The sequence below is a fragment of the Aurantimonas endophytica genome (genome assembly GCF_014196845.1).
Lineage (GTDB): Bacteria > Pseudomonadota > Alphaproteobacteria > Rhizobiales > Rhizobiaceae > Aurantimonas > Aurantimonas endophytica.
The window spans coordinates 1-15,072 of sequence record NZ_JACIEM010000001.1 but is presented as its reverse complement, the minus strand read 5'-3'; the positions used below and the strand labels follow the sequence as shown (position 1 = coordinate 15,072).

General features: G+C 64.9%; 22 protein-coding genes. 5 read left to right on the top strand and 17 right to left on the bottom strand.

Annotated features, from left to right (window positions below; all coding sequences use genetic code 11):
• Positions 1–19: 19 nt before the first annotated feature.
• The 14 genes from GGR03_RS00110 to GGR03_RS00045 all read right to left on the bottom strand — a co-directional run bounded on the left by GGR03_RS00110 (position 20) and on the right by GGR03_RS00045 (position 10,768).
• Positions 20–439: a hypothetical protein gene (locus GGR03_RS00110; RefSeq protein ID WP_183205204.1), complete on the bottom strand. Its 420-nt coding sequence runs from the start codon at positions 437–439 to the stop codon at positions 20–22.
• On the bottom strand, positions 432–3,089 hold the full coding sequence (locus tag GGR03_RS00105) for a phage tail protein (protein ID WP_183205202.1): 2,658 nt from the start codon (positions 3,087–3,089) through the stop codon (positions 432–434). The genes GGR03_RS00110 and GGR03_RS00105 overlap by 8 nt, the downstream gene beginning before the upstream one ends.
• Before the next feature lie 3 nt (positions 3,090–3,092).
• Positions 3,093–3,497, bottom strand: coding sequence for a DUF6950 family protein (locus GGR03_RS00100; RefSeq protein ID WP_183205200.1), 405 nt, complete (start codon positions 3,495–3,497; stop codon positions 3,093–3,095).
• A complete protein-coding gene (locus GGR03_RS00095; RefSeq protein WP_183205198.1) occupies positions 3,494–4,066 on the bottom strand; it encodes a DUF2163 domain-containing protein in 573 nt (190 codons plus the stop codon). The genes GGR03_RS00100 and GGR03_RS00095 overlap by 4 nt, the downstream gene beginning before the upstream one ends.
• On the bottom strand, positions 4,063–4,680 hold the full coding sequence (locus tag GGR03_RS00090) for a hypothetical protein (RefSeq protein ID WP_183205197.1): 618 nt from the start codon (positions 4,678–4,680) through the stop codon (positions 4,063–4,065). The genes GGR03_RS00095 and GGR03_RS00090 overlap by 4 nt, the downstream gene beginning before the upstream one ends.
• The gene (locus tag GGR03_RS00085) at positions 4,677–7,154 is read right to left on the bottom strand and encodes a tape measure protein (protein WP_183205196.1); all 2,478 of its coding nucleotides are present in this window, start codon (positions 7,152–7,154) and stop codon (positions 4,677–4,679) included. Before GGR03_RS00085 ends, GGR03_RS00090 begins: the two co-directional genes overlap by 4 nt.
• A 446-nt stretch (positions 7,155–7,600) precedes the next feature.
• A complete protein-coding gene (locus GGR03_RS24850; RefSeq protein ID WP_425486700.1) occupies positions 7,601–7,870 on the bottom strand; it encodes a phage tail assembly chaperone in 270 nt (89 codons plus the stop codon).
• Between the two features lie 32 nt (positions 7,871–7,902).
• Positions 7,903–8,340 carry a hypothetical protein gene (locus tag GGR03_RS00075; RefSeq protein WP_183205194.1) on the bottom strand — a complete coding sequence of 146 codons (438 nt, stop codon included), beginning with the start codon at positions 8,338–8,340 and terminating at the stop codon, positions 7,903–7,905.
• A complete protein-coding gene (locus GGR03_RS00070) occupies positions 8,340–8,795 on the bottom strand; it encodes a hypothetical protein (protein WP_183205193.1) in 456 nt (151 codons plus the stop codon). Before GGR03_RS00070 ends, GGR03_RS00075 begins: the two co-directional genes overlap by 1 nt.
• Positions 8,796–8,852: 57 nt before the next feature.
• Positions 8,853–9,257 carry a phage tail terminator-like protein gene (locus GGR03_RS00065; RefSeq protein WP_183205192.1) on the bottom strand — a complete coding sequence of 135 codons (405 nt, stop codon included), beginning with the start codon at positions 9,255–9,257 and terminating at the stop codon, positions 8,853–8,855.
• Positions 9,254–9,658 carry an HK97 gp10 family phage protein gene (locus GGR03_RS00060; RefSeq protein ID WP_183205190.1) on the bottom strand — a complete coding sequence of 135 codons (405 nt, stop codon included), beginning with the start codon at positions 9,656–9,658 and terminating at the stop codon, positions 9,254–9,256. Before GGR03_RS00060 ends, GGR03_RS00065 begins: the two co-directional genes overlap by 4 nt.
• Positions 9,658–10,035 (bottom strand): hypothetical protein, encoded by a 378-nt coding sequence (locus GGR03_RS00055; RefSeq protein WP_183205188.1) that lies wholly within the window; start codon positions 10,033–10,035, stop codon positions 9,658–9,660. The genes GGR03_RS00060 and GGR03_RS00055 overlap by 1 nt, the downstream gene beginning before the upstream one ends.
• The gene (locus GGR03_RS00050) at positions 10,032–10,520 is read right to left on the bottom strand and encodes a DnaT-like ssDNA-binding protein (RefSeq protein WP_183205186.1); all 489 of its coding nucleotides are present in this window, start codon (positions 10,518–10,520) and stop codon (positions 10,032–10,034) included. Before GGR03_RS00050 ends, GGR03_RS00055 begins: the two co-directional genes overlap by 4 nt.
• A gap of 2 nt (positions 10,521–10,522) precedes the next feature.
• Positions 10,523–10,768, bottom strand: coding sequence for a hypothetical protein (locus GGR03_RS00045; protein ID WP_183205184.1), 246 nt, complete (start codon positions 10,766–10,768; stop codon positions 10,523–10,525).
• Between the two features lie 98 nt (positions 10,769–10,866).
• On the opposite strand from GGR03_RS00045, the gene GGR03_RS00040 reads away from it, so the two are divergent.
• The 4 genes from GGR03_RS00040 to GGR03_RS00025 all read left to right on the top strand — a co-directional run bounded on the left by GGR03_RS00040 (position 10,867) and on the right by GGR03_RS00025 (position 12,224).
• Entirely contained in the window at positions 10,867–11,061 is a 195-nt protein-coding gene (locus GGR03_RS00040; protein WP_183205182.1) for a hypothetical protein, read from the top strand.
• A gap of 124 nt (positions 11,062–11,185) precedes the next feature.
• A complete protein-coding gene (locus GGR03_RS00035; protein WP_183205180.1) occupies positions 11,186–11,365 on the top strand; it encodes a hypothetical protein in 180 nt (59 codons plus the stop codon).
• A 383-nt stretch (positions 11,366–11,748) separates the two neighbouring features.
• Complete coding sequence (locus GGR03_RS00030; protein WP_183205178.1) at positions 11,749–11,943, top strand: hypothetical protein; 195 nt, start codon at positions 11,749–11,751, stop codon at positions 11,941–11,943.
• A gap of 23 nt (positions 11,944–11,966) precedes the next feature.
• Entirely contained in the window at positions 11,967–12,224 is a 258-nt protein-coding gene (locus tag GGR03_RS00025) for a hypothetical protein (RefSeq protein WP_183205176.1), read from the top strand.
• 33 nt (positions 12,225–12,257) lie between these two features.
• Here the strand turns inward: GGR03_RS00025 and GGR03_RS00020 are convergent, their stop codons facing one another.
• From GGR03_RS00020 to GGR03_RS00010, 3 genes are all read right to left on the bottom strand, one after another.
• A complete protein-coding gene (locus tag GGR03_RS00020) occupies positions 12,258–12,815 on the bottom strand; it encodes a hypothetical protein (RefSeq protein WP_183205175.1) in 558 nt (185 codons plus the stop codon).
• A 53-nt stretch (positions 12,816–12,868) separates the two neighbouring features.
• A complete protein-coding gene (locus GGR03_RS00015; RefSeq protein WP_183205174.1) occupies positions 12,869–13,873 on the bottom strand; it encodes a hypothetical protein in 1,005 nt (334 codons plus the stop codon).
• Positions 13,874–13,970: 97 nt separating this feature from the next.
• Positions 13,971–14,753 (bottom strand): hypothetical protein, encoded by a 783-nt coding sequence (locus tag GGR03_RS00010; RefSeq protein ID WP_183205173.1) that lies wholly within the window; start codon positions 14,751–14,753, stop codon positions 13,971–13,973.
• A gap of 68 nt (positions 14,754–14,821) precedes the next feature.
• On the opposite strand from GGR03_RS00010, the gene GGR03_RS00005 reads away from it, so the two are divergent.
• A partial coding sequence (locus GGR03_RS00005) for a hypothetical protein (RefSeq protein WP_183205172.1) occupies positions 14,822–15,072 on the top strand: 251 nt, incomplete at its 3' end.

Sequence of the window (15,072 nt, the reverse complement as noted above, 5' to 3'; positions counted from 1 at the left end):
GCATTCGTTTAGGCAAGGATCACCCCTTCAGAACCATCCAGAAGAAGCTCTCCTGTGAGTAGTAGGTGACGCCGCCGTCTACCAACGTTCTCCGGGCTTTCTGGACCTGATCCGGGTAGATGACCCAGCCGTCTACCGAGAAAGCCCCGGCAGCGTACGAGAACGCCGTCGTTCCCACAGTGATGGCGGTGAAGACGATCGGGAACGGAAAGGTCGGGATGCCAATGACGTGGAGGCTGGAGGCGGTCGTGTAGGCAGGGTAGTTCGGAGGGCCGTTCGAAGGGGTGGGGTCGATATAGAGCCCCCTCGCGAGGACGAGCGCCGTGGACGGCCATGCGCTGTCGAACAGTTTCCCGTCCATCGGGGTCGCCGGCCCGGCCTCAAACCCGGCCAGGCTCAGCACGATCCGATCGGGCGCGATGTAGACCCCCCTAGTCATAGATCGAGATCGTCCCGCCCGAACCGTCGATGACCATCTTGCCGTTGTCGGAGACGAGCTGCTGGAACCGGGCAATCGCCAGCTTCACCACGCCGCCCTGGATAACGAAAGGATAGGTGGATGCGCTGCCGTCCGTGACGATGAAGCGGTTGGCTTGAATGAGGACCGTTCCGACGCCTCCGGTGACATCGATGTAGAGGCCGGAGTCGACATAGCCGACGCTGTCGTTGACCCGCGCGAACAGCGCCATGCGGACGCTGCCGATGCCGTCCCCGGCGATTGCGTCGACAGAGAACAGGCCATTGGCGGAGACCCCGTCCACAGTCGCCTGAACGCCGTTGATGAGGGCTGCCTGAGCGGTGATGGAACTGGTGTTCTGCGTCACCGTCGCGCTGAGAGAGTTGACGGCACTCGCGGCTCCGAGCGCCACCCCCTCGGCATTGTCGATCCGAGCGGTTGCAGCCGTCACAGCGCTTGCCGCCGCGGTGACCGTTCCCTCGGCGCTTGTCACTCGCCCTTCAAGGGTGGTGACGGCCTGAGCAGTCCCGGTGACCTTCGTCTCAACATCCGTGAGGGTTGCCACCACGCCGTCCGTCCGACGGGCAAGTGCCTCGGTCTCGGTCGCCCGCGTCGTCCGTTCCTCGATGATAGCGGCGCTGGCGCTCTCTGCCTCGCTGTGCTGAACCACGTTGGTTGTGGCGATGGTCGCCGCCAGTCCTTCCAGCAGTTCCTCAAGCTTCCCGAGGCTCTCCGGCCCGAACCGCAGGATCTCCTGAATATCCTCCTGCAGATCGGCAAGCTCCGCCGCCAGGTCTTCCGTCAGCGTCGTGACGATCTGCGGCGCCGAGAAGAACGTGTTCCGCGGCGGGTTGGTTACCACCGTGCCCTGCAGCGTGTAGGAGGTGCGCGGCACCAGCCCCTCGGCGACGACGCCGGTGACCGACGCCCTTTCGAAGTTCGCCTGGATGCGCCGCGTCGGATCGTCCGACTTCCAGTATTCGATCAGGACGGAGTCGACCGTCACGTCGTCGATCAGATCCCACTGCACCGTGATGGCCGGCAGCGCCCTGCCCGACTCGCTGGTGACCTGGCTCGCGTAGGCGAGGAAGCCCTGCAGCGTCGACAGCCGCACCGGGAAAGCAGGCGCGATCCGCACCGGCCGCTCCGGGATGACGATGGAGCTGTCATAGATGCCGTTGCCGACCTCATCCAGCGTCAGCGTCACGTTGCGGGCGCCGTTGGCGTTCAGCGCGCCCAGCGAGCGCCCAACCACCTGATAGGTCCGCGTGCCGTAGCGGGCGCTGGCGAGCGAGATCCAGTCGCCCGGCTCGAGCACGATCCACCGTGGCCGGACGATGATTGTCTCGGACGCCTGGTAGCGTGCCCGGCGCAGCGCCGCCTCGGCAAGGTCCGACGCCTGGCTGGCGAGGAACACGGCGCCGAAGTTCAGCGCCTTGGCGTGCCGCTCGCGATCGGCGGCAAGAGCCTCGGCCGAAGACCGCGGATCGTAGGAGGTCGCCGCCCACAGATCGTCCGGCGAGTTGTAGGTGCCGAAGACCGTGTTGACGAGATCCGAACGCCGCTTGGCGCGGAACTGCCGCGGAGAGCCGACGATGATGTCGTCGTCGGTGAGCGTCGCGACCACCGGCTGGTTGGCGCCGACGATCGGATGGTCGCCGTCGACCAGATAGAACAGGCCGCCGCTGCAGGCCTCGAGGACGGGCGCCAGGTTGTCCGAATGCGTCACCCCATCGCTGGTCGAGAACAACGCCCCTGCCCTGTAGCGGAACGCCCGTGTCGGCGTGCTCTCATCGCAGACATTGGCGGCCGACATCCATGGGGCGGCGGGAAGGTCGATCTCCGGCACGCCCTTGCCCACGAGCAACTGGCCGTTGGCGAAGAACCCGCGCTCGTAGTTGTAGGCCTGGACGATCGGGTTCTCGGAATACTCCCATGTCGCGACGTCGTTCCAGCGATGCGCCCCGGCGCCGCCGGATGTCGTATCCTTGCGCGGGTCGTAGAGCGGCGCCCCCTGAAACTCAAACAGGAACTGCGGCAGCGAGGCCATCTCCTCGTCGTCGAAGCGGGCATTGATGACGACGAAGGCCGTGCTCTTCCCGACGTGCTCCGCCGTCCACCGCCCGGCCGGGTTGGACGATCCGACCAGACCGTGCTCGCCGAACTCGGCCGCCTGCAGCGCGGTGTGCCGCCCGTCGTAGAACCGGATGCGCAGCACGTCGCCGTCGAACCCGGTGACCTGCGCCCCGCGGCCCTCGACATTGCCCCAGTTGATCGTCCGCCACTCGCCGTTGACAGCGATCCGCGTCAGCGCCGTGACCGGAAAGTCCGACAGCACGAACACCTTCTGCATGTACTTGTTCGATGGGCCGTAGGTGTTCGTGTAGACGTCGTGTCCGGCGACGGCGACGAGCCCGACTGCGATCTCGCGCGGCCGATCGGCGCCATACTGCACCTGCAACTGCGTGCCTGTGACGGCCTGCTGTTGCTGATCGCCCCGGAGCGCATTGACAGCGAAGTTGAGCCCGATGCCGAGCAGCGCCTGGCCGACGACGCCGAGCCCGCCGACGAAGGACGCAATGCCGGTGACGGCGGCGCCAATGGCCGCGATGGCTGGTGCGATGAAAGGCATGGATTATCCGATGCGAAAGGCTCGGGAGAGCGCCGTGATCGGCTCGTAGCCGACGCCGTGCTCGGTCTTGATAGCGACGCCGAAGGAGGTAACGACCGCGGCTCCGACCTTGCCGTCACGCTCGATCGTTCCGACATCGCCGCGCTGCGCCATCGCAGGTGGGATGGGCTCATAGGCCGACGCGAACAGGTCGCCGATGTCGTTGAAGCCGGCCCTTAGCAGCTTCTTGGCCGCGCCTACCTCTGTCTTGTAGCCGCGGAACTTCTTGAACGGCAGCGATCCGGTGACGGCCTCGATACAATCCGTTGCGAGATAGCCGCAGTCCGAGACGCCCCAGGCAAACGGCAGGGTCGCGTGCTTCTCGATCGCGCGCACAAGCGCCTGTTCCCATTCGGGGACGCGGGTCATGGCTTGTCCCTCCCCCAGAAGATCTCTTGCTTGCCTGACACCTCGGCATGTTCATAGAACCGGTCGCCCGGCCATACCGACTGCTGGTCGGCCGTCGAGCGAACCCGGAAGCCCGGCTTCACGTTGTCCAGCGCCCGGCTCTCGCACTGGATCACCAGCGCCGATTCCTCGCCCGCGTCGTGCGTGACGACGTCTACTAGGCCGCGATAGACCGGCTCAACGAAGAGCAGCGCGCCCGTGTCCGGGTGGAAGTACGCATCCGAGATGGTGACCGGCCGCTGGTGGTAGTCTTCCTGCTCGATCGTCGCGAGCACTGCCGGCGTCAGGCCATCGGCTGGCGCCTCCGCCAGGCGGAGGGTGAGTCCGACCGCCTCGGCGCCGTAGCTGCCCTGGATGTCCTCGACCTCGATGACGCCGCCTGGCAGGTAGGTTCGCCCCTCGAACTCGAACGGCGCCGAACCATTCCAGAAGCAGTAAATGCCGGTGCCGAAATCAAAGCGGATCATGCCGCGGATGACAGCCTTGCCTTGGTCGAGTAGTGCCAGTGTGTCTGCGTTAAGCGACCTCATGGCAGTCTCGTCTCGATCAGGTCGAATGAGGCTTGGTAGAACAGCGTGTCGCCAGACTTTTCAAACGACCCCGCGACCGGGCGCATGTAGAGGTTGATCCGGTCGAAATAGACCCCGGCGCCTGTGAAGGCTGAGCCCGGGGGAAAGGCCGGCTCGAACTCGATCGTGCGAGTGGTGCCGGCGCCCGACGTGTCCGTGACTTGGGCCACATGGAAGTATCCATTGTAGAACGTCACATAGTCGCCGCGGCTGATCACCAGCCCGGCGTTCAGGCCGGTGGCAGACACCGTGTTGCTGTTGGTGATGGACGCCACCGCGCCCACCGTCTGCGCTGGCGCCAAGTTGCCCCGGTTTGAGCGCGGCCCCGGCCATGCGGGATGATAGAAGAGGACGCTGCGAAGGCCGCCCCTGAGCGAGTGCCACCATGCCTCGACTTCCGTGAACGGATCCCGGCGGATCAGCCCCGTCTTGAGCGTCACCATCCACAGGGGATCTGCGACCTCGATAATGTTCGTCAGCCGATTTCCCGAGCGGGAATGCGACACCGATCGCTCAAGCCGAAAGTCGATATCGGCCCAGCCCACGACCGGGAGAAGGCGGGGAAAGGTGGTCAACGTGTCGTACCTCGGCGCTTGGCGTCACCGATCATGTCGGGAAGACCCTTGTGGACGATCCGAACTGCCTGATCCCGGCCCTGCTCCGCGGCCTTAGTCGAGACGGCTTCAACGAACGGCATCAGATTGCCGTTAGTGTCGACCGATGCGCTCCACGTGACTTCCAGTTGGATTGGCCCCCCATCATTCGCTGCCGACCGCACCCGCGGCATCTGGTGGTTCGGGATGACCTGCGCCGGCCCCTTGATGATCTCCGGACCGTTCTCGCCGGCGATGCCCCACTTGCCGGCGCCGAGCGTTCCGCCGTCGGCGAAGAATCCGCCGAAAGGGTTGGCCATGATGGCCGCCGTTGCACCACTGGACACCGTGCCTGATCCGAAGCCGCCACCAAGGAGACCGGTGAGCGCGCCTAGCAAGCCGCCGCCACCGCCGCCGCCGCCAGCCTGACCCGCACTGAACAGCGCGTCGATGAGCTGGTTCTGGATCCTGTCGATGATGCTGTCGAGGGCATTGAGCGCGGCGTTCTTGAAGGATCCCCACAGCCCCTCGCCTGCGTTCAGGCCGTAGCGAAGGTCCTCGACGAAGCCGCGGGTCGTCTCACGGTTGAACTCCATCTGCTCCTTCGCTTTGGCCGTCGCAGCCTCCGTAGCGGCCATCTGAGACCCGAGAGCGTTCAACTCGGCCGTCTGCGCTGCCGTGAGGTTGATCCCGGCGTCGCGCGCCTGGTTGAGCATGTCCGTCTGATATTTCAGCGCTGCGGCCTGCTCCGCGGTCTGCCCAAGGGCTGCCGCTTCTGCCCGAGAGGCGGCGATGTGCCGCTCGGCACCCGTGACGATGCCGGCGTATGCGTCCGAGAGCTTCTGCGCCTCCCTGGCGGCCTTCTCGGCTGCCTTGGCGCTCTTCTTGCCCGCCTCATCCATTGCAGCCCCGGCGGACCCGGCGTTGCCGTTCACGGCGTTGAGCTGGCGGTTCAGTTCCTCGATCGCCGCAGCATCAGGAGCGCTATCGCCGCCCGACCCACCCCATCCTGGGAAGTAGTCGGTGTTCGTGGCCTGAACCATTGTGGCTTTGGCACCGCCCAGAGCTGCCGTCTCGGCCTCTGACAGGCTACCCTTCATCCCCGACAGATCGAAGCCCGGAACGATCACCTTGCCGCCGATCTCCCATGCGGGCTTTTCGAATTCGGCAATGAAGCTGTTCCACGCCTGCTTGCCGATGGCGCTGAAGAAGGTCGGAAGGTTGCCCCAGGCCTCGACAACAGCGTTGTAGGCGCCGACGAAGAGACCGACGATGGTGTTTGCTGTACCCTTGACGATCTCGGCAACATCCACGCCGACCGCCTGCTTGATCTCGTCTCGGAATAGCCAGACCGCGGTAATGACCGTCGTGATGGCCACAGCCAAGGCGCCGAATGGGTTGGCCATGATGGCAACGGTGATCGCCGACATCGCAGCGACGCCAGCCGTGCCGATCGCCATCAAACCGGCGGCCATGGCAGCGAGGATGGCGGGCGCGAAAGCAGTCACCAGCGCTACGCCGGCCACCGCGGCCACCCGGGCTATCACCCCGATATTGTCGCCGAGGTAGATGATGGCCTCTGCCAGTCGTGCCGACGTGCCGGTGGCCTGATCCATGCCGCCGATCCACTCCAGCAGAGAATTGCGCAGCAGGGTGAAGGCGTCGCCGATCGTCGCCGGCATGCTCTCGGCCTGCTCCTGCAGAAGCTCGAGGTTGCCCGTCAGCGACGTGTAGATAATGTCGCCGGTGATCTTCCCATCAGCGCCAAGTTGGCGAAGCTGGTTGACCGTGACGCCCATCTTCTCCGCGATAACCTCGGCCACACGGCCGCCGGTTTGGATCACGGTGTTCAGCTCGTCGCCGGACAGCTTGCCCGCCGCCATCGCCTTCGTCAGCGCATTAGTCACGGATGCGGCGCGCTCGGCCCGGGCACCGGAGACGACCAGGGCGAGGTTCAGCGCCTCGGTGTAATCGAGCTGCTGGAGCGTCGAATAGCCGAGCTCGCGTAGAGCCGTGGCATTGCCGATGTAGCTCTCGGCCGTATTCGCCAGATCGGAATAGGTGCGGCGGGCGACGGTGCCCAGTCGCTCCATCACCGCGGCGCCGGCTTCCGTGCTGCCGGATGCCAGAGCAACCCGCGCATTGATGTCGGACCATGTGTCGGCGTATCGGGCAAGGGCACCGGTGGCGAGTGCAGCCGTGATGAGGCCGATGGCCCGGCCGACCATGCGTGCTGCCATCTCCCACTTGCCGTAGGCCATCGCTGCCCGATTCGCAGATCCGGCCGCGTTGTCATTTGCGGCGGCGGCGGCGCGTCCCGCAGTGGTCGTCTCTTTCCCCATGCCCTTGGCGGCACGTTCGGCGCTGCCTGAGACCTGCACGAACTTCTCAAGCGCGTGTGTGGCGTCGTCGACCGTCCGGCTTTCGACGGCAATACCGAGGCGGGAGATGTCCATGGTTTTGCCTTCCGTTGCACCAGTAGCTAGCCTGCCGGCTCAACAAGGAGGCGGACATGCGGTTAGGACTGACGGTGGTTTCGATGAGGGACGGAAGTTTCTCGGGGGATGCCAATCATCCCTTGCTAGTCCCCACTCCAGACGCGGACGTTTAGGCCCATGCGTAAGAGCGCCAACCGCAGCCGTTCCAGATCACGAAGCCGGAGACATCTCCCAGCGGCAAACGGAAACGCTGAGCCGACGCCGGCCGAGGTTGAAGATAGAGAGCGGCTCTGGAGATCGATCTTTGGGGACGAACCGATGCCGGAAGATGAGGCGGCCGAGCTTCATCAACGCAGCCGTAGATCTTGGTGGCAGCAGCTCAAGGAATGGGCGACGATCAGGCGAAGCTAATCGTTTCCCCTGCTGTCGCCTCTGTCCCCACGCAAGCACCGCATCATCCCTCATCACCCGAACAGGGCGTCAAACAGGGCCCCGGTCATCGGCCGGGATTCCACGTTCTCTCGCTCCGCTTTCGGCTTGGCCGCCCAATCGAGAAAGACCTTGTCCATGGCCCGGATAGCGGAGCGGAAGCTCTGCGCCTCGACCACATCCATGCTCTCCCTGTCCGTCCATTCGGATATGGACCGGCTCGGTATGGGACCGGCAGACATGCCGATAGGGCGATCCGTGCCGAGCTCCCAGAAGGCATTGAGCCACTCATAGGTACCCGGCAGCAGATCGCCTTGGAGAAGAAGGTCGTCCCCGGCTAGGTAGCGCGAGACGGCCGCCGCGAGCCGTTTCCCACTTCTTCCTGATCGCCGGCCCTGCCCTTGTCCACGACTTGGGCGGCCCAGACTACGGCGTCGGCGAACGGGGTGAAGTCGGGATCCGTCAGCCAGACCTTGGCGATGTCGGCATCGAAGGGCAGCGGCTTGCCGTCCGATGTGATGCCGTCCCATTCGAGCAGCACGGCCTCATGCAGGATCTCGCCGAAGATGACCAAGGCGACATCGGTCTTCAATTGGCCGTCACGCTCCCGGCCTTCCCGCGAGACCTTGCGTTCCTTGCGGGAGCGAAGGGCTGCCACGGTCGGGCTGGAGAGGCCGCGCACCCGTAGGCGAACGTCTTCCATGCCCGGGATGTCGCCGACCCACTCGCCGGCCTCGACCTTCTTGCTGTCGCGCTTGAGCGAGGAGATATCCATCAGGCCGGGACCTTCACGACGTTGGAATTGATCTCCACTGTCGCCGCGAGATTGGCGATGGTGTTCGCATCGCCGCCGGACTCCTGGGCGCTCATGACCAGGCCGATGAACAGGCGCTCGCCGCCGCTCGAGAGCTCGATGCGGAACGCATAGTTGTCGTTGGCCTCGGACGCGGCGATGAGCGCGATCTGCCCCGGGTCGGTCTCGATGATCGCGAAGGTGTTCTGCATCTGGCCAGCGTTCTTCGTGCCCTTCTGCTTCACGTCCCGGCCGCGATTGATGAGGGCGGTGGTGATGAGCGCCGACGTGTCGCCGGAAGAGCCCATGGTCGACCAGCCGTCAATCTCGACCCAGGGCTCTGCAGCGGTAAAGTCCGCCGCGATGAAATCGGTGCTCTTGTCCGAAAGAACGCCGCCGATGAACAGCCGGGAGCCGGCAACCGGATAAAGGGCCATCTCGGCCTCCTGTCATGATGATGCCCTTGCCGAAGGGGCTTTCAGGCGGGAGAGGATCTAGCTGAAGCTCTCGTAGGGGATCTCGATTGGCGTGTGCCAATGCGCCGTTTCCGGCCTGCCGTTGCGGATGAACGGGGCGGAGGTGACGCGCACCGTGACGCCGTTGCTGGTCATCGTGGTGTCGGGCGCAAAGTGATCGGCGATCTGGTCCGCGATCGGCTTCGCGACGTCGCCCTGATTGAGCGGCGTGAAAAGCGAAAGCTGCAGGATGCCTTGCCGGCGGTGCGGGCCATCGGAGCCGATGAGGATGCGGTCAGGCCGGTTCGGCAGCGGCCAGACGCGGAGGTAGGTGGTGCGGCTTCCCTCGCTCATGTTCGGCCAGACGGCGGGAATGACAGGCGACAGGACGATCGAAGCTACCCGGGCGAACAGCGCGTTCTGGATGTCGTTCTCGACGCTCACGACCGGCTAAGCTCCTGAGCGACCTTCTCGACGATGGGCTGCCACCGCTGAGCGGCCAGGCGGACCATTCCGCCGGGGGCCTGCCGGGATGATCCGAACTCTAGCGCCTGGGCGTAGGGCAGATTGTTGATCAGGTAGATCGTCTGCCCGACCTCGAGCCCCATCGTGGCCGCCTGCACCTTGCTGATGGTTGCGGTGCCGTCCTTGTCCTCGATCTCCAGCGTGCCGGCAGGGACATCGCCGATGGCGACCTGCCAGTTGCCGCGGAACCGGCCTGTATCGACGGGGCTCATCAGGATGACCTCGCTGAACACGTCCAGCGCGATCTTCCGGACGGCCAACTCCATCTTGGCGTTGGTCTTCGCCACCCACGCCGCGACCTCTTCCTGGAAGCCAGCCATCAGGAGCCCACGAAGATCTTGAAGGCGACCGGCGTGCCGGCGGCCGGAATGGCATTGATCTGCTTGATGGTGTGTGGCTTGCCGTCGATGGTGATGATGTCGTCAAGGGACGGCGCCACCGGCGGGACGGCGCAGGTCACGATCAGGTCGCTCATCTCGATCAGGCTGCCGTCCTGGTAGGCCGCGCTGGCGTTCTCGACGTAGGCCGTGGAGACGGTGGCATCGAGATCGTAGGTCTCTGTCGTCGGCGCTCCTGGCAGCCACGGCGTGTTCGGGTCGGGCGCACCGGGAACCGTCTTCTGCAGCGTAACCGTGCCCTGGTTGAACTCGGCCAGGATGCCTGAGGCGATCCCCTGCATTTCCTCGTAGAAGGTCATGCCCGTTTGACCCAGTTGGTCGTGGACGCCCCACGGGTCAGAAGCGAGGCGAGAAGGCCGTCCACAGCGGCGAGGACGGGCATCATGTCCCTTGCACGACCGGCGGCGTACTCGACCTCCACAGCGCCCTCTACCCGAACCTTCTTCTTGATTGAACCGGGGATGATGTCGGGGGAGAGCGAGCCGGGCGTCGTCAGTTCTCGAAGCGCCGCCTCATAGACCGCGCGCTCAACCTCGATCGGCACGGCGTCGCTATTGATCGCCTCGCCGGATCCGTCGCGGGCGTTGGTGCGCGGCCACGCCAGGAGTTGTTCCCTGCCGCCGCTCCTGATGCCATCGAACCGGGCGCCGTAGGTCGCATCGATCCATGACGAGGCGCGGATGAGGGCAGCGGTCTTGGCCGTGTCCTCGCCGGTCCATCCAGCGTTCAGACGCGCCGAGTGATAGGCGTCGGCGCCGCCGATCGTGCCGTAGTGGTCGGGCATCTTCAGTCCTCCAGATGCCGCCGCAGCAGACGCGCTTTAAGGATCTCGATCGCGCCCAGCATCCGCTGGAAATCGTCGCCATCGGTCGCGGAGGTGTTCGTCGAACCGTCAGCGCACGTGCCGACGATCATCACGCCGACGACCTCGCCGCTCTCAGCGCTGGCGAGCCATTCGCGGAGCATCTCGATCACCTGCTGATTGATCTGGCCGCGTCTGGTCTTGCCCTCGATGCTGACGAGATTGCTCATGCCGAATCCTCAGGCTGAGGCCGAGGGGCGGACTGCTCCCCGGCTGTGGAGCGAAAGCCCCGTCCGTACGTTCTCAATCGCCACAGAGGAGAACGGCAATGGCCAAAGCCACCACCAAGAAGCTTGCCCAGTTCCGCATCGAGCCGGACAGCGAAGGGCAGACAGCTCAATTGCATATCGAGGATGATTCCGGCGCGACGCTCGAATTGACTGCCTCTCGAGATCAACTCGACGTGCTGGCGGACACGCTGGACGACATCCTCGCGAAAACCGAGGAAGCCGACGAGGTCTGATACCGTGGCGTCGGGCGGCTCAATCGTAAATCGCCCGGCGCCCACATTTTCATCCATCATCGCCACCTCGACGGATGCCGCGGCTTCGGACATTCTGGGTTGGTGGCAGCAGCGGAGATTATCGATGGCCAAGAGTGCATCAGGCGGCAAAAGCAGCGGCGGTGGCGCAAAGAAGGAGACGTCACAGTCCGTGTCTGCCGTAGCGTCGAAAGGGCTTCGGACCGGCAAGCTGACGCCAGCTGAGACTAAAAAGGTTTCCGCTTCCGCGCTCGGCCAGGACGAGACGAAGGGCAAGAAGAAATAACCTTCCCCTCCTTCAGTCGTACGACCCGCGTTACCGCTCGCGTGGGAATACGGATGATGCCGCACGCCTGAATGTGATCGGGGTCCTCGACCTCGCCCATGTTCGGCGCGAGCGCGTGAACTTTCTCGTCTTTCTGGATGAGCCACCCAACGGAGACGCAGGCGACGGGCGACAGCTTTTCGTGGTCGCGAAGGTAGGCCCAGCGTGCAATTGGCTGAGCACTATCCTCCCATTCGACCATGACGAGTTCTACCGTTGCCTTGGTCACTGGACCGCACCGGCGAAACACATATCAGACCGGTCGGCGCCGCCGCAGAATGTAACCATTCCTGCCTCCGCGACTAATCGCGCACTCGCGCGTTCTCCTTCCGAAGGAGATCCAGATGAACATTAATCCGAAGAAGCCGACGCTCGTTTCCGGCACCGACAACCCGGCAAGCGCCGAGGAAATAGAGACCGTTTCCGATCGTGCTGACGAGCCGCAGGACACCAATGAGGCCCTCCGCGACGCGGTGCGGGATGAGGAAGACGACGATCCCGATCTCGAAGACCTGAGCTCGCGCACCAGCGCGGATTGATGGCCCCGTCAAGGAGACAAGCAATGGGCGACGAATCCGACAAGCCGGCACCGTCGATGTCCCACGGGCCGAACGCTCGCCCTCAAGACGAGAGAGTCGGTCAGACAGCGGGCGGCTTGCGCAGCGACGCCGGTAACGCGTTTGGTGCCGGCTCGGAAGAGGAGGAGCGGCTCATCGCCGCTGTCATCGAGAACGCGGAGCCACCGAAAGGGGCCAATCCGGAAATGCCTTACGACGTCGACCACGCGCGCCGGCACGCCGAGGTGAAGCCGAGGGACTAGCCGGGGCGACTGCCCCGACCAGCCTCCCCGGAGTTATCCGCGCTGCTCAACCTCGGCCTTGATGATCTCGTTGGCCTCTTCGGCCTTGAGATCGGACTTGCCGGACAGCCGTTCCGCCAGCGCCACACGAGTGCGCCAGTGCGAGCCCTCCCAGTCGGACGGGATGTCGATGACGTCACCGCCGCCGACCTCACCGTCAGGTCCGACACCGGTGGTCGCGCCGGAGAGATCAACGTCCTCGGCGCGCTGCGCCTGTTCGTCGGTCCCGGCCTTGGTGTTGCTCGCCTCGACACCGATGCCGCCGACGTTGGCGACATCAGGGTTCGGCGCGAAATTGCCGGCGCTGTCGGACAGCGTTGGGGCGGTACCGGCCTTGTCGAGCTGCGGCGGCTCGATGTCATCGATGGCGTCGGCAGACTGGCGCGACGCCTTCTCTGCCTGCTGCGCCATCTTGTCGAAGGCACTGGCGAGCCGCTCGACGGCGCCGCCCCCGGCCCGATTAGCCCGCGACCGCAGGATGTGGGCTCGGCTTTCGTCACGGCGTGCAATCGCCTCCGCCAGAAGCGGATCGTTCTGATGTTCGGTAGTCATGGATGTTCTCCAGAGGATGAGGGGATGAATGGGCGGGGCCGGAGCCCCTACCCTCAACCGTTGGTGACGACCGCCACCATGCGGATCAGCTTCGGATCGTAGACGCGGGTCCAGCTGCCGCCGGCGGCGAGCTCGGCGTCGGTCACGCCCGATGCCGAAGCCGGGGTCGCGCTGAACTGGACACCGCGCGGGTGCATGACCCAGTGGCGACGGTACCAGACCGTCTCGACGCCCTCGCCGTTGCCGGCAGCCGGCGCGCTGTCGAGCTCGACCGGCTTCTTCGGGCCGCCCTCGCCGGTAGCCTCGGCATAGCCGATGGCTCCGTTGCCGAAGAGGTAGGACGTGTACTTGAAGCCACTCGTGGTACCTGCTTCCCGCGGGCACTGGTCGGACACGAAGACGTCTTTGTCGTCCCACCGGGTGAACTCGAGACCGGTCACCGGGTCGCGGCCGAACTCGATCGCCCGCTGAGCCCGCAGGTTGTAGAACACACGGCTGTGCATCATCACCGCCGAAAGCGTCTGCCCGTACTCACCGAGCAGGGCGTAGGCGTTTGAGGCCACCTCGGCATCGAGATTGACCGGTGCGGCCGCCCCGTCTTCCGACGCCACGTCAAGCACGTTGCCGGCCATACCAGCCGAAGCGAACACACCGGCCATCTGCTGGCCCATGATGCGCTGTTCCTCGCGGACCCAGTACTCGGCGATGAGCTGGGCGACGGCGTCGAGCGGATCTTCCGCCAGCATGGAGGCGACCAGGTTGGCCGACTGCCAGCCGTTGTTGCGGCGGATCTTGCGGGCCATGTCCTGGCCCTGCGTGAGCTTGTTCGGCGTGGCGTTCTGCGCCGGGTCGTCGGTGGAGACATTGGAGTTGCCGGTCAGGTCGTTCCAGAACGGCATCTGGACGAGGTCGCCGGGGCCGTTCGCGAACTGCTGAAGCTGCGCGTCGGCGGAGACGATCGGCGAGTTGCGGATGCGCGAAAGCTGCGCAATGCGCTGGATCGTCGTCGGGAGGAAGAGCGGGCCATAGATGACGTCGCTCAGGCGGGTGGTGGCCATGAGAGGCTCCTATTGGATCAGTGGGGTGAAGGGATTGGGTTCGGCCACCCCACTGGGCGCAGCCTCGGTCTGTTGGCGTCACTGACGCCGGAAATGCTTACCAGTAGGGCTTGATGCCCACGGCCTCGGCCATCTGGCGGGCCTTGGCGTCGTTCGCGACGATCAGCTCCTGCTGCTTCGTCCGGTTCGGGTTCTTCGGGTCGAACGGGTTCTCGCCAAAGGAGCGGCCCTGCCCGCCTTTTGCGTCGCCGCCTGTGGCCTTGGCGATGAAGGGCTTGCCTTCGTCCTGACCGGCCCACGAGCGGACGTAGTCGGAGAGCGGGGTGCGGTCATTCACGCCGTCGTCGGCGAAGACCTCGATCGCATCGTCATCCTCGATGAGCTTGATCTGGCCCTTCTCCTTGAGGAGCGCCTTCGCCGCCGGAAGGAATGTCTTGTCGATGCCGGCGTCCAGGAGAGCCTTCGTCAGGCCGTCATCGACCATGACGCGGCGAAGTGCGCCGTCCAGCTTCGTCGCTCGGCCTTCCAGCTTCTCGCGCTCCTTGGCGAACTTCGCCTCGAGCTGCGTCTTCTGCGCCGTCAACCGCTCGTCCAGATTGGCCGGTTCCTTGCCTTCCGCCTGCTGGCGCAGATGTTCGTAGGCGTCGGCGTCGAAATCGTCCGGCAGGCCCTCCAGACGGCTTTCAGCGGTCGTCAGCTTGTCGCTGAGCGTGCGCTTCTCGCCGCGGACGCGGTCAAGGGCAGACTTCAGCGACTGTGCTCCGGGGTGCTGCTCGATCCCTTCGATGACGAGAACGAACTTGCCGTCCTTCTCTTCGTAGAGGTCATGGAACTGCGGATCGACGCCATCGAGGCTGTCGAGGATTGCTTTCAGGGCCACTGGCCGCTCCTATGGTGAGAAGCCCGCACTGCGGGCATGAAAAAGCCGCCCCCCGAAGGAAACAGCCTATGCAGATTGTCGAGGTGTTCTTGCCGCTCGATACCGGCCGCGGCAGGCCGATCGAGCCAGAGATCATCGAAGAGATTATTGACGGTCTTGCGGTCCGGTTCGGCGGCGCGACCGCCTTCACTCGTGCACCAGCTGACGGGCTGTGGAAGCAGGACGCCGCGATCCAGAAGGACCGCATCATCGTCATCGAAATCATGGTGGACGAGATCGAGGATGCTTGGTGGAAGGACTATCGCGCACAGCTAGAAGC